This is a genomic window from Piscinibacter sp. PDB1-1, assembly GCF_056675995.1.
In genome coordinates, this window is the sequence record NZ_JBWVZJ010000001.1 from 1,050,372 (window position 1) to 1,063,439 (window position 13,068).

The 13,068-nt window shown below is 66.8% G+C and carries 14 protein-coding genes; 8 read left to right on the forward strand and 6 right to left on the reverse strand.

Annotation, left to right across the window (positions count from 1 at the left end):
• Positions 1-7: 7 nt before the first annotated feature.
• The gene (locus AC1KAR_RS04770) at positions 8-277 is read right to left on the reverse strand and encodes a hypothetical protein (protein WP_480314987.1); all 270 of its coding nucleotides are present in this window, start codon (positions 275-277) and stop codon (positions 8-10) included.
• A 105-nt stretch (positions 278-382) separates the two neighbouring features.
• Between AC1KAR_RS04770 and AC1KAR_RS04775 the strand changes: the two genes are divergently transcribed.
• Positions 383-1,315 carry a LysR substrate-binding domain-containing protein gene (locus AC1KAR_RS04775; RefSeq protein WP_480314989.1) on the forward strand — a complete coding sequence of 311 codons (933 nt, stop codon included), beginning with the start codon at positions 383-385 and terminating at the stop codon, positions 1,313-1,315.
• Here the strand turns inward: AC1KAR_RS04775 and hemW are convergent, their stop codons facing one another.
• From hemW to AC1KAR_RS04800, 5 genes are all read right to left on the reverse strand, one after another.
• Positions 1,316-2,536, reverse strand: coding sequence for a radical SAM family heme chaperone HemW (hemW, locus tag AC1KAR_RS04780; protein ID WP_480314991.1), 1,221 nt, complete (start codon positions 2,534-2,536; stop codon positions 1,316-1,318).
• 60 nt (positions 2,537-2,596) lie between these two features.
• Entirely contained in the window at positions 2,597-3,202 is a 606-nt protein-coding gene (rdgB, locus tag AC1KAR_RS04785; protein WP_480314993.1) for an RdgB/HAM1 family non-canonical purine NTP pyrophosphatase, read from the reverse strand.
• Between the two features lie 2 nt (positions 3,203-3,204).
• On the reverse strand, positions 3,205-3,930 hold the full coding sequence (gene rph, locus AC1KAR_RS04790) for a ribonuclease PH (RefSeq protein ID WP_480314995.1): 726 nt from the start codon (positions 3,928-3,930) through the stop codon (positions 3,205-3,207).
• 81 nt (positions 3,931-4,011) lie between these two features.
• On the reverse strand, positions 4,012-4,926 hold the full coding sequence (locus AC1KAR_RS04795) for a PP2C family protein-serine/threonine phosphatase (protein ID WP_480314997.1): 915 nt from the start codon (positions 4,924-4,926) through the stop codon (positions 4,012-4,014).
• 6 nt (positions 4,927-4,932) lie between these two features.
• Complete coding sequence (locus AC1KAR_RS04800) at positions 4,933-5,901, reverse strand: serine/threonine protein kinase (RefSeq protein ID WP_047498909.1); 969 nt, start codon at positions 5,899-5,901, stop codon at positions 4,933-4,935.
• A 28-nt stretch (positions 5,902-5,929) separates the two neighbouring features.
• On the opposite strand from AC1KAR_RS04800, the gene AC1KAR_RS04805 reads away from it, so the two are divergent.
• The 7 genes from AC1KAR_RS04805 to AC1KAR_RS04835 all read left to right on the forward strand — a co-directional run bounded on the left by AC1KAR_RS04805 (position 5,930) and on the right by AC1KAR_RS04835 (position 12,965).
• Positions 5,930-6,862, forward strand: coding sequence for a YicC/YloC family endoribonuclease (locus AC1KAR_RS04805; RefSeq protein WP_480314999.1), 933 nt, complete (start codon positions 5,930-5,932; stop codon positions 6,860-6,862).
• Positions 6,863-6,941: 79 nt separating this feature from the next.
• Complete coding sequence (locus AC1KAR_RS04810) at positions 6,942-9,839, forward strand: monovalent cation/H+ antiporter subunit A (RefSeq protein ID WP_480315001.1); 2,898 nt, start codon at positions 6,942-6,944, stop codon at positions 9,837-9,839.
• A 37-nt stretch (positions 9,840-9,876) separates the two neighbouring features.
• On the forward strand, positions 9,877-10,221 hold the full coding sequence (locus AC1KAR_RS04815; protein ID WP_480315003.1) for a Na+/H+ antiporter subunit C: 345 nt from the start codon (positions 9,877-9,879) through the stop codon (positions 10,219-10,221).
• Positions 10,222-10,292: 71 nt separating this feature from the next.
• Positions 10,293-11,867 carry a monovalent cation/H+ antiporter subunit D gene (locus AC1KAR_RS04820; RefSeq protein ID WP_480317761.1) on the forward strand — a complete coding sequence of 525 codons (1,575 nt, stop codon included), beginning with the start codon at positions 10,293-10,295 and terminating at the stop codon, positions 11,865-11,867.
• A complete protein-coding gene (locus AC1KAR_RS04825) occupies positions 11,864-12,352 on the forward strand; it encodes a Na+/H+ antiporter subunit E (protein WP_480315005.1) in 489 nt (162 codons plus the stop codon). Before AC1KAR_RS04820 ends, AC1KAR_RS04825 begins: the two co-directional genes overlap by 4 nt.
• Positions 12,349-12,627, forward strand: a complete 279-nt coding sequence (locus AC1KAR_RS04830; RefSeq protein WP_480315007.1) for a K+/H+ antiporter subunit F — start codon at positions 12,349-12,351, stop codon at positions 12,625-12,627. Before AC1KAR_RS04825 ends, AC1KAR_RS04830 begins: the two co-directional genes overlap by 4 nt.
• Positions 12,624-12,965 (forward strand): Na+/H+ antiporter subunit G, encoded by a 342-nt coding sequence (locus AC1KAR_RS04835; RefSeq protein ID WP_480315009.1) that lies wholly within the window; start codon positions 12,624-12,626, stop codon positions 12,963-12,965. Before AC1KAR_RS04830 ends, AC1KAR_RS04835 begins: the two co-directional genes overlap by 4 nt.
• The last annotated feature ends 103 nt before the right edge of the window (positions 12,966-13,068 follow it).

The following is a 13,068-nucleotide window of genomic DNA, read 5'->3' on the forward strand; positions in this document are numbered from 1 at the left end:
CGACGCATCAGCCGCCGCGCCACTGGCGCAGATCGAGCAGCCGCAAGCCGTCCAACTCGCGTCGGCGCGCGGAGCGCTCCACCCATTGCTCCGGGGCGCCGATATCGCGCAGGGTGTCGGCGTTGAGTTGGCTCATCAACTCGGTCTCTTGCCGCTGACGCATCGCCTCGAGGTGTGCCGACCAGCGCGCAGCCAAGTCGTGCCACAACTGCCATGTATGCGAGGGGCGGCCGGCAGAGGCATTGAGGTGCGCGGGTGCTGCGGTACATGTGTTCATGTCGGCTCCAGATGTCGTTCGGTTCGTGCTGGTAAGCATAGAAGCCCAGCTTTCGCAGAGGAATCGATTTGTTCTCGCCTTTTTGGTAAGCCATACTTACCAGCTATGTCGCGTCTTTCGTTGCACACCCTGCCCACCTTCCAGGCCGTCGCTCGCCTGCAGAACCTGCGCGCGGCGGCTGAGACGCTGTACATCACCCACAGCGCGGTGAGCCAGCAGATCCGATCACTCGAAGACCAGATCGGCTTCCCGCTTTTCGACCGCCGTGGGCGCCGCGTGGTGCTCAACGCGGCGGGCCAGGCGCTGCTGCGCAGCGTGGAACCCGCCCTCGCACAGATTCAAGATGGCGTGCAGATGGCCGCGGCAGCGGCCAGTGGCTCCGCCCAACGGCTGCGCGTGACCATGCTCCCATCGTTCGCCAACCGCTGGCTGCTGCCGCGCATGGCGCGCTGGCGCGAGCGCCACCCCGAACTCGCGATCGAGATCGACGCCACGCCACAGGTGGTCGATCTGGTTCGCGAAGGATTTCATGTCGCACTGCGCCAAGGCATCGGCCCGTGGCAGGGCCTCGTGTCGGAGCGCCTGTTCGACAAGCCCATGCCCTTCGTCGTGGTCGGCTCGCCATCGGCCGCCACACGCTTGCGCGGCGCCTCTCCCGAGATGATCGCGCGCGAGCCACTGCTTGGAGACAACGATGTATGGGAGGCCTGGTTCACGGCTGCCGGCGTGCGCGCGCGCATCGTGCCGATCGCGAGCTTCAATGACGCAGGGCTGATGCTGCAGGCCGCCGAGCAAAGCCTGGGCCTTGCCGTTGCGCGCGAGCTGCTTGCCGCCGATGCGCTGGTTTCAGGCCGCTTGATTCAGCTCTCGCCGCTGACGATCAACTTCGAAGCGGCCTACGCCTATCACCTGGTCTACCCGGAAGCCTTGCAAGACTGGCCACCGCTGCATGCTTTGCGCAGTTGGCTGCGAGAGGAGCTGAGCCTGTCGATGCTGGCCTTGCACCCGCAGCCCACCAAGCGCACGCGGCGCCAGTGATCAGTCCGCGAGAAACAGCGCCTGCAGGTCCGACAGGAAATCGAACCCGCGCACCGTCGGCCTGACACGGGCAAAGTCGCGCTCGATGAACCCGCGCGCTTGGGCTTCGTCGAGCGGCTTGGCGATCGCCGACAGGGGCAGGCCGGTGCGTTCGGTGAATCGCGCGAGCTCGAAGCCATCGCGCAGGCGCAATGCGTTGAGCATGAATTCGAAGGCGAGCGCATCGCGCTTCACCTCTTCGTCGTTCGACACCGCCAGGCCCTGCGCGGCCTTGTCCATGTAGGTTTGCGGTTCGCGCCAGCGCACCTGGCGCACCACGCGGTGCGGAAAGCTCAGCTTGCTGTGCGCGCCCGCGCCAATGCCCAGGTAGTCGCCGAACTGCCAGTAGTTCAGGTTGTGCTGGCAGTGGTGGCCGCGCTGCGCAAAGGCCGAGACTTCGTAGCGCGCCAGGCCGGTGGCTTCGGTCTCGGCGGTGATGATGTCCAGCATGTCGAATGCGGTGTCGTCGTCCGGGACGATGGGCGGGTGCTTGGCGAACCAGGTGTTGGCCTCGATCGTCAGGTGATAGATCGACAGATGCGGCGGTTTGAAGGCGAGCGCCTGGGCCAGGTCCTCGCGCAGCTCGTCGGGGGTCTGGCCCGGCAGCGCATACATGAGGTCGAGGTTGAACGTCTCGAAGGTATCGCGGGCCTCTTCCACCGCAGCACGGGCCTGCGCGGCATCATGCACGCGGCCGATCGCGTGCAGCTTCTCATCGTTGAAGCTCTGCACGCCGATGGACAAGCGCGTGACGCCCGCCTCGCGGTACCCACGGAAGCGATCTCGCTCGAACGTGCCCGGGTTGGCTTCGAGCGTGATCTCGCACCCCGGCTCCAGCGGCAAACGCGCGCGCAGGTCGGCGATCAACTCGCCGATGGCACCTGGGGCAAACAGACTCGGCGTGCCGCCACCGACGAAGATGCTGTGGATGCGGCGGCCCCAGACGAGAGGCAACGCGGCTTCGAGGTCCGCGCGCAAGGCGGCGAGATAGGCGGCCTCGGGCACACCACCCCGCTGTTCATGGGAGTTGAAATCGCAGTAGGGGCACTTCTTGAGGCACCAAGGCAGGTGCACATAGAGCGACAGTGGCGGCAGCGCGCCAAGGTTCATCACGCCGGGGCGCATGTAGCGCGCGACAAGATCATCCGTGCGGCCGGGGCTGGCTGGTTGAACTGGAATCACGGCCCGAACCTCTGATCGCGCGGCTGCCGCGGGCCCGGCGTTGCCGGGCGGCTCGTCCGCTCAGCCAAGGCGCCACACGTCGCGCATCATCGCGAGCATCTGGCGCGATGCGATCGCGCGGTGGCTGTGCGCGTTCTTCGTAGCGGGGTCGAGCTCGGCCACGCTCTTGTCCAACGACGCAATGAAAAGCAGCGGGTCATAGCCGAAGCCGCTTGCGCCGCGTGGAGAACTCAGCACCTCGCCGTCCCAGCGACCGAAGGCGATCAGCGGCTCCGGGTCGTCCGCCGAGCGGACCGCGACGAGCGCGCTCACGAAGCGTGCACGGCGGTCAGCCTGGACGGCCATGTTTTCGAGCAGCAGGCGGTTGTTCTCGTCGTCGCTCTTGGGTCGGCCGAAGAGCGTGGCGTAACGGGCCGAGAGCACGCCGGGCGAGCCACCCAACGCATCGACGCACAGGCCCGAATCGTCGGCAATCGCCGCGGTCTTGGCGTGCCCGGCGGCGTGGCGCGCCTTGGCAAGCGCGTTCTCGACGAAGGTGACGTGCGGCTCCTCGGCCTCGGGGATGCCCAGGCTGCCCTGCGTGATGAGCTCCACGCCGAGCGGCGAAAACAAGGCCTGCAACTCCACCAGTTTCTTGGCGTTGTTGGAAGCCAGCACGAGGCGCATCGTCAGGCCTCCAAAGCCGCCCGCTGCGCAAGCACGAGTTCGCGAATGCCCTTGTCGGCCAGCGCGAGCAACTGGTCCATGTCACCGCGCGAGAAGGCCACGCCCTCGGCCGTGCCCTGCACTTCGACGAAGCTGCCGGCGGCGGTCATCACGACGTTCATGTCGGTGTCGCACGCCGAATCCTCGACGTACTCGAGATCGAGCAAGGGCGTGCCTTCCACGATGCCCACAGAGATCGCTGCCACCGCCTCGCGGATCGGTGACTCGACCAGCAGGCCCTGCTTTTGTAACCACTTCACGGCATCGGCCGCCGCCACGTAGGCGCCCGTGATGGCGGCTGTGCGCGTGCCGCCGTCAGCCTGGATCACGTCGCAATCGAGGTGGATGGTGCGTTCGCCGAGCTTCTTCAGGTCGAACACGCAGCGCAGCGAACGGCCGATGAGCCGCTGGATCTCTTGCGTGCGGCCGCTCTGCTTGCCGCGCGCAGCCTCGCGGTCGCCGCGGGTGTGCGTGGCACGCGGCAGCATGCCGTACTCGGCCGTCACCCAGCCTTCGCCGCTGCCGCGCTTGTGCGGGGGGACCTTTTCTTCGACCGAGGCGGTGCACAGCACCTTGGTGTCGCCAAAGGCGATCAGGACGGAACCCTCGGCATGCATGGTGTAGCCGCGGGTGATGGCGACGGGGCGCAGCGCGTCCGCCGCTCTGGATTGGGTGCGTTGGAATGTCATGGGCCGTATTGTCCGCGAAGGGCGGTCCGCGCCACTCGGCGGATCGCTCCCGCACTCGGGAGCGAGGGGCTTCCCAGCCCCTCAGGACTTCTTCTGCGACGAGCGCCGGATGGCCTCGTTGATCTCGCGGATCGAGCGTTCGATCTCTGCTTCGTCGAGCTCGTCCGGCGGCTCCTGGCCCAGCACGCTTGCCTGAATGGTGGATGCGAACACCTCTTCGCCCAGCGATTGCGTGGAGATCGCGCTCTGGCTGTCGCCGTCTTCGGCCGACTCCCACTCGACCGCCAGCACCGAGACGTTGTCGCTCTTCGGGCCGCCGTTGCGCAGGGCTTGCTCGACCAATTCAGGGACGGCATCGGCGATGGTGTTCCTGCCGAGCTGATCGGTGATCTCAGTATCGGAAACCGTGCCCCACAAGCCATCGGAGCAGAGCAGCAGGCGGTCCCCGCGTTGCAGCACCAGCGGGCCGACCGTGTCGACCACCGGCTTGCCTGGGCTGCCCAGGCAGGTGAACAGCACATTGCGGTTGAAGCGCTCGCCCATGGGCACGACGTGGCTCATGGTCTCTTGCAACTCGGAATACGAGTGGTCGCGCGTGCGGGCGACGAGCTTCTCGCCGCGCACCAGGTACAGGCGCGAATCGCCGCAGTGCGCCCAGTAGGCGTTGTTGCCCTGGAGCACGCAGGCCACGATGGTCGTGCGCGGGGTGTCGATCAGCGCCTTCTGCGTGGCGTAGCGCAGCAACTGGTGATGCCCGGCGATGATGGCTTCGTGCAGGAAGCGCATCGGCTCTTTCAGCGTGGGCTTGGCATCGCGCTGGAACATTGCGGCCAAGGTCTGCAGTGCGAGTTGCGAGGCCACTTCACCTTCGGGGTGGCCGCCCATGCCGTCGGCCAGGGCGAACAAACCGGCATCCCGCGTGTAGCAATAGCCCATGCGGTCTTCGTTCTTCTCGCGGCCGCCCTTGCGGCTGACCTGATAGACCGTGAATTGCATGATGCGTTAGGCCTTCGCGCCGGTGGTCAGGTTCTCGAGCTGCAGCTTGAGCCGCTCGCTGAAACTCAGTTTGGTATAGCGGCGCTCGGTCTCGCGCGCCAGTTCCTTTTGCAGCGAGAACACGCTCTGCGGGCGCGACAGCGGGTCGAGGGACATGCACCACTCGGTCACTTCGATCAGGTTGTCTGAGTACACGTTGCGCAGGCGCGAGAGGCTCAGCGCGAGGCGGTCCTTTTCGATGCGCTGCGGCGCATCATTGGGCGGGTAGCCCTGCATGCAGGCGTAGATGCAGGCGCCCACCGCGTAGATGTCGGTCCAGGGACCGAGCGTGCCGTCGCGGCGGTACATCTCGGGCGCGGCAAAGCCGGGTGTGTACATCGGGCGAATGAAGTTGCCCTCTTTGCTCAGCACTTCGCGTGCGGCGCCGAAGTCGAGCAAGACCGCCTTGTTCTCGTTGGTGATGAAGATGTTGGCGGGTTTGATGTCCAGGTGGAGCATCTTGTGCTGGTGCACGATGCGCAAGCCGCGCAGGATCTCGTCGAACAGGCTGCGGATGGTCGATTCGCGGAAGACCTTGTCGCGCTTGAGATCACGCGCGGTGACGATGAAGTCCTGCAGGGTGTCGCCCTGCAGGTAGTTCATCACCATGTAGACGGTGTCGTTCTCGCGGAAGAAGTTGAGCACCGAGACCACGCTCGGGTGTGAGATCTGCGCGAGGTTGCGGCCTTCTTCGAAGAAGCTCTTCAGGCCCAAACGATAAAGCGGCTGCTTCTCGGGCTTGACGCGGGGCATCAATTCGCCAGGCGCGCGTTCGGCGAGCGACGAGGGCAGATACTCCTTGACCGCGACCAGATGACGATCGGAATCTTCGGCCAGATAGACCACGCCAAAGCCGCCGGCTGCCAGTTTCTTGATGATCTGGTAGCCGCCGACCACGGTGCCCGAAGGCAATGGCGCTGGTTTCGGCTTTGACATAATCTCTTTTTGCAATGCGATAAGTCGAATGCCAGTCTACAGCATGACCGGGTACGCAAGCGCCACCGCCGGGGCGCAATCTGCGACAGAAACCACAGGCGCCGCCGAGGCTTCGAGCGCGCGATCAGGTGCCAGCGTGACGGTGGAGTTGCGCTCCGTCAACGGGCGATTCCTGGACCTGGGGTTTCGCTTGCCCGACGAGCTCCGCGCCTTGGAGCCCGCCTTGCGCGATCTCATCACCGGGGCGTTCCGCCGCGGCAAGATCGAACTGCGCCTGAACGCGAAGAGCGAAGCCGACAACGCCTGGCCTTCGCCTCAGCCCGAACAACTGAACCGGCTGGCGCGCCTGGAAAGCACCGTTCAGGGGTGGCTGCCCAAGGCACAGGGCCTGTCGGTGCATGAGGTCATGCAGTGGTGCAAGGGCGGCAGCGCAACCGAGAAGCTCGACGAGGTGGCCCTCGACGCCGCGCGGCGGTGCATCGTCGGCCTGCGTGAGGCGCGCCAGCGCGAAGGCGAGAAACTGGTCGCGATCCTGATGGAACGAGTGAACGGCCTCCGCGAGCTGGCGACCAAGGCCGAGCCTTTGGTACCGGCTGTCGTGCAACGCCAGCAACAGCGCTTCGTCGAGCGCTGGCAAGAGGCGCTGGCGGCCACGGGCGGTACGCAGAGCGTGTCTCAGGAAGCACTGCAGGAACGTGCGCTGAACGAAGCGGCTGCCTATGCCATCCGCATCGACGTGGCCGAAGAGCTGGCCCGCTTGCGCGCCCACCTCGACGAGATCGCCCGCCTGCTCAAGGCAGGTGGTGAGGTGGGCAAGCGCCTCGACTTCCTGATCCAGGAGCTGCTGCGCGAGGCCAACACGCTGGGCTCGAAGGCGTCGTCGCTGGAGTTGACCAACATCTCTGTCGAGATGAAGGTGCTGATCGAGCAACTGCGCGAGCAAGTGCAGAACCTCGAGTAGGCGATTCTCGGCACAGCCCGCATAGCGCGGCGCTGTGTTTCTCTCGAATGTGCGGCGGCATCTCCTAAACTGCCCGGCGATGCCTCTGCTGATTCTCCTGCTGTTGCCCTTCGTCGGTTGCGTGGTCGCAGCGCTGCTGCCGACGAACGCACGCAATCTCGAATCGTCCTGGGCATCGCTGGTCGCGCTGGCCGTGGCCGTCCCCCTCGCGATGCTGTACCCGCAGATCGCGGCAGGTGAGGTGGTCTCGGAACGCCTGCCCTGGCTCACCAGCCTGGGCATCGACCTCATCGTGCGCATCGACGGCTTCGCATGGATGTTCGGCATGCTGGTCAGCGGCATGGGCTTGCTGGTTGCCATCTACGCGCGCTACTACCTCTCACCTGAAGACCCTGCGGCGCGCTTCTATTCGCTGCTACTCGGCTTCATGGGCGCGATGCTCGGTGTGGTGCTGTCGGGCAACCTGGTGCAGCTCGTCGTGTTCTGGGAGCTGACGAGCGTCTTCTCCTTCCTGCTCATCGGCTACTGGACGCACCGCAAAGACGCGCGCCGCGGTGCGCGCATGGCCTTCACCGTCACGGCGACAGGCGGGCTCGCGCTGCTGGCAGGTGTGCTGCTCATCGGGCACATGGCGGGTAGCCTGGAACTCGATGCCGTGCTCGCGGCCGGCGACCGCGTGCGAGCCCACGCGCTTTACCCGTTGGCGCTCGTCTTGGTGCTGCTGGGCGCGCTGACCAAGAGCGCGCAGTTCCCCTTTCACTTCTGGCTGCCACATGCGATGGCGGCGCCGACGCCTGTGTCGGCGTACCTGCATTCGGCAACCATGGTGAAGGCCGGCGTCTTCCTGCTCGCGCGGCTGTGGCCGGTGCTGGCCGGCACCGACGCCTGGTTCTGGATCGTCGGAAGCGCAGGCCTGGCCACCTTGCTGCTGGGTGCGTACTCGGCGATGTTTCAGAACGACCTGAAGGGCCTGCTCGCCTACTCCACCATCAGTCATCTTGGGCTGATCACGCTGCTGCTGGGCCTGAACAGCCCGCTTGCCGCAGTCGCGGCCGTCTTTCACATGATGAATCACGCGACCTTCAAGGCCTCGCTCTTCATGTCGGTGGGCATCATCGACCACGAGACCGGCACGCGCGACATGCGGCGCCTCGACGGCCTGTACCGCTCGATGCCCATCACCGGCACGCTCGCCATCGTGGCCTGCGCGGCCATGGCCGGTGTGCCGCTGCTCAACGGCTTCCTGTCGAAGGAGATGTTCTTCGCCGAGACCGTATTCATCACCGGCACCCCGTGGCTGGAATGGGGACTGCCCGCCGCCGCCACGCTCGCCGGCGTGTTCGCGGTCGTGTACTCGCTGCGATTCGGGCACGACGTGTTCTTCGGTGCGCCACCCGATTGCCCGCGCCGCCCGCACGAGCCAGTGCACTGGATGCGCGTGCCGATCGAGTTGCTGGTGATCGCCTGCGTGGTCGTGGGCACGCTGCCGGCGTGGTCGGTCGGCCCGTTGCTCGCCACGGCAGCCAAGCCGGTGGTGGGAGGGGTGTTGCCCGAATACAGCCTCGCGATCTGGCACGGCTTCAACACCCCGCTCGTGATGAGCCTGGTGGCGCTGGTCATCGGCACCGCCATTTATCTGGTGTTCGCGGAGCGGTTCAAGCAGCGGCGATCGCGCAGTGCCCCGCTGCTGCTCGGGCTGGACGGCAAGCGCATGTTCGAGGTGTCATTGGCCTTCGCAACGCGCTCGTCGTCGTGGCTGCTGCGCCACTCGAGCACCAAGCGGCTGCAACCTCAGCTTTTCGCGATGGTGCTGATCGCCGGTTTGGCCGGCCTGGGTTCGGCACTGATCGTGCCGCTCGAATGGGGCGATCGCGCGCGCGTGCCGGCCACGCCGGAGTTCGTACTGATCTGGATCGTCGGCTGCGTGTGCGCGGTGGGTGCGGCGCAACAGGCCAAGTTCCACCGCCTTGCAGCGCTCGCGATGCTGGGCGTCGTCGGACTCGTGCTGTGCGTCACGTTCGCATGGTTCTCGGCACCCGACCTCGCGCTCACGCAGCTCGCGGTCGAGGTGGTGACGCTGGTGCTCTTTTTGCTGGGGCTGCGCTGGATGCCCAAGCGGGTCGCGCAGGACGACCCGCGCATCGCCACCCGCGTATGGTGGCGCCGCCGCCGCGACGTGATCCTGGCCGTGCTCATCGGCGTCGGCCTCGCCACACTCTCGTACGCGCTGCTCACACGAACCGCGCCGCTGTCGATCGCGCCGTTCTTCATCGAGCAGGCGCTTCCAGGCGGCGGTGGCACCAATGTCGTCAATGTGATGCTGGTGGACTTCCGCGCCTTCGACACCTTGGGCGAGATCACCGTGCTGGGCATCGTCGGCATCACGGTGTACGCACTGCTGCGGCGCTTTCGGCCGCCACAAGAGACCATCGAGCAGCCGGCCCAGCAGCGCCTGCGCGGCATGGGGCGTGATCTCGTCGACCGCGCCGACGACACCGACCGCCTTCAGGAGTACCTCGAGGTGCCCTCGGTTCTCGTCCGGTTGCTGTTGCCGGTGGCAGGCGTCTTCGCCTTCCATCTCTTCATGCGCGGCCACAACGAGCCAGGTGGGGGCTTCGTGGCGGGGCTGGTGGTTGCCATCGCGTTCATCGCGCAGTACATGGTGGGCGGCACGCGCTGGGTCGAGGCCCGCATGCGGTTGATGCCTCCGCGGTGGATCGCCTTCGGCCTGCTGATGGCGGTGGGCACCGGCCTGGGCTCGATCGTGCTGGGCTACCCGTTCCTGACCACATACACCGCGCACGTGCACTGGCCGCTCGTCGGAGAGGTGCACCTGCCCACCGCGGCCCTCTTCGACCTCGGGGTGTTCGCCGTCGTGGTGGGGTCCACCCTGCTGCTGCTCACGGCCATCGCCCACCAGTCGTTGCGCGCGCAACGCCGACAAGAAGCGGGCGACGACGACAAGGACTCACCATGAACGCGATCGACTCGCCTCGCGCCGAAGGGGGCCGCTGATGGAATCCGTGGTCTCGATTGCCATCGGCGTGCTCGCCGGCGCAGGCGTGTGGCTCGTGCTGCGCCCACGGACCTTCCAGGTACTGATCGGGCTGTCGCTGCTGTCGTATGCGATCAACCTCTTCATCTTCAGCGTGGGCAGCCTGGCCATCGGCCGCGAGCCCATCGTCAAGCTTGGCGTGCCTGCCGATCTGGCCCACTACAGCGATCCGGTCCCGCAGTCGCTGGTGCTCACGGCCATCGTCATCGGCTTTGCGACGACGGCCCTCTTTCTCGTCGTGCTTCTCGCGCTTCGCGGCCTGTCTGGCGGAGACCACGTGGACGGCCAGGAGGAGCGCCCTTGATCCACGTCGAGTACCAGGCCAACCACCTGGTCGTTGCCCCCGTCCTGTTGCCTCTTGCAACGGCCGCGCTGATGCTGATGCTCGGCGAGGGCCGGCGCGGCATCAAGAGCGTGATCAATCTGGCGTCTACCGCAGTCGGCCTCGCGCTGGCGGTGCATCTCCTGCTGAACGCCGCGCATCAAGGGCCTGCGGCCTTCGGCATCTACTTGCCGGGCAACTGGCCGGTGCCGTTCGGCATCGTGCTCGTGGCTGACCGCCTCTCGGCCCTGATGGCCGTCTTGACCGGCTGCATCGGATTGGCCACGCTGCTGTACGCGCTTGCGCGCTGGCAACACGCGGGGGTTTACTTCCACGTGCTGTTCCAGCTGCAGCTGATGGGGCTGTACGGCGCCTTCCTCACGGCCGACCTGTTCAACCTGTTCGTCTTCTTCGAGGTTCTGCTCGCCGCAAGCTACGGGCTGCTGCTGCACGGGGGGGGCATGGCGCGTGTCCGCGCCGGGCTGCACTACATCGCCATCAACCTCATGGCGTCGCTGCTGTTTCTCATCGGCGTGGCGGTGCTCTACGGCGTGACCGGCACGTTGAACATGGCAGACATCGCCAACAAGTTGCCGCTGGTGCCAGCGAGCGACCGTGGCCTGTTGCACGCGGGCGCCGCCATCCTCGCGGTGGCTTTCCTCGCCAAGGCGGCACTGTGGCCCTTGAATGCCTGGCTGCCTCCGGCCTACGCCGCAGCGAGTGCGCCGGTGGCGGCGCTGTTCGCCATCCTCACTAAGGTCGGCGTCTACGCGGTGCTGAGGCTGTGGACCTTGTGCTTCCCCGCCAACGCAGGCGACTCGGCGTCGTTCGGCGGCGACGTCCTCGTGTGGGGCGGCCTGGCCACGCTCGCCTTCGGCGCGGTCGGCATGCTCGCCTCGCAGCAGGTGTCGCGGCTCGCGGGGTTCAGCGTGATCGCATCGTCGGGCACCCTGGTCGCCGCGGTCGGCTTCGACTACCAGGTGCTGACCGGCGCGGCCTTGTTCTACCTCGCCAGTTCCACACTCGCGGGTTGCGCGCTCTTCTTGCTGGTCGAGTTGCTCGAGCGCAGCCGCCAGGTCGAACTCGGCCCACAGGAAGTCGATGCCGGCGGCGACGCCCTCCCCGCGTTCATCGACGCCGAGCCGCCCCAGGGCGCCAACCTCGACGACGACGAACAGGCCCTCACCGGGCGAGCGATCCCCGCCGCGCTGGCTTTCCTGGGCGTGGCGTTCATCGTGTGCGCCATGGTGGTGGCGGGCCTGCCCCCGCTGTCGGGCTTCGTCGCCAAGCTGACCATGCTGACCGCCTTGCTCGACCTGCAGAACCTGCCGGCGTGGGTGCTCTTCGGCTTGTTGATCGTCTCTGGGCTGCTCGCCGCCATGGCCATGATGCGCGTGGGCATGCGCCATTTCTGGGCGGGTACTGAACGCCCATCGCCCCGCCTGCGCGTCGCAGAGACGCTTCCGATCGCCGGACTGCTTGTCGCTGCGGTGGCCCTGGTCGCGCAGGGCGACCGCGCATTGCACTACACGCAGGCCACGGCTGCCGCCCTGCACGCGCCACAGCAGTACATCAAGGCGGTGATGGATGCGCGCCCCGTCACGCGCAATGTGGAGGCCGCACGATGAAGCGCCTGCTGCCCTCACCCTGGCTGTCCCTGGGACTCTTCGCCGGCTGGCTGCTGCTCAGTCGAAGCGCCAGCCCGGGGCAGTTGATCCTCGGCCTGGTTGTGGCGTGGGCACTGCCGCTGCTGATGGCTCCGCTGCGGCCGGCACCCGGACCACTGAGGCGCTTCGTCACGCTCGCCGGGTTGGTGCTGCGCGTGGGCCGCGATGTGGTGCGCTCGGCGATCGAGGTGGCGATCGGCGTCTTCATGGCGCGGCGCCGGCCGCCGCGCAGCGCCTTCGTCACGGTGCCGCTCGAGCTGCGCGACCTGCACGGGCTGGCCGCGCTCGCCATGATCACGGCCGTGATCCCCGGCACCGTGTGGTGCGAACTCGCGCCCGACCGCAGCGCGCTGCTGCTGCATGTCTTCGACCTGGATGACGAGGCCGCCTTCGTGGCCCATCTCAAGACCGAATACGAACAACCGCTGAAGGACATCTTCGGATGAGCACCCTGCTGTCGATGGCCATCACGGCCACGCTGCTGATGTACGTGGCCGCCATGGGCCTCGGGCTCGTGCGCATGCTGCGGGGCCCCTCCGCGCAGGACCGCGTTCTGGCACTCGATTTCATGTACATCGTTGCGATGCTGCTGATGCTCGTGCTGGGCATCCGCTACGACAGCGACATGTACTTCGAAGGCGCCTTGCTGATGGTGCTGTTCGGCTTCGTGGGCTCGGTGGCGCTCGCCAAGTTCCTGCTGCGCGGCGAGGTGATCGAATGAGCTGGCCCCCGATTGCCGAAGCCGTTGTAGCGGTGCTGCTGCTCGCAAGCGGCGTCGTCGTGCTGGTAGCTGCGCTCGGCCTGGTGCGCCTGCCCGATTTCTTCGCGCGCATGCATGCCCCCGCCTTGGCTTCCACCCTGGCCGCGTGGATCGTGAGCCTGGCGTCGATCGTGCACTTCAGCACGCGCGCAGGAACACTGTCGCTGCATGTGTGGCTGATCATCATCGTGCTGTCGATCACGGCCCCGGTCACCACCATCGTGCTGGCACGTGCGGCACTGTTTCGCCGCCGGCAGGCCGGTGACGCCCTGCCAGCCCCGCTGGACGGCGAAGCCTGACTTGCCGCCGCGCCGCGGTGTGATATCCGACTGCCTCACGGGCGTTCCGGTGTCGCCCGCGCGCACCGGCCGACCCTGCCCCCCCCGTGTTCGGGGCAAAATC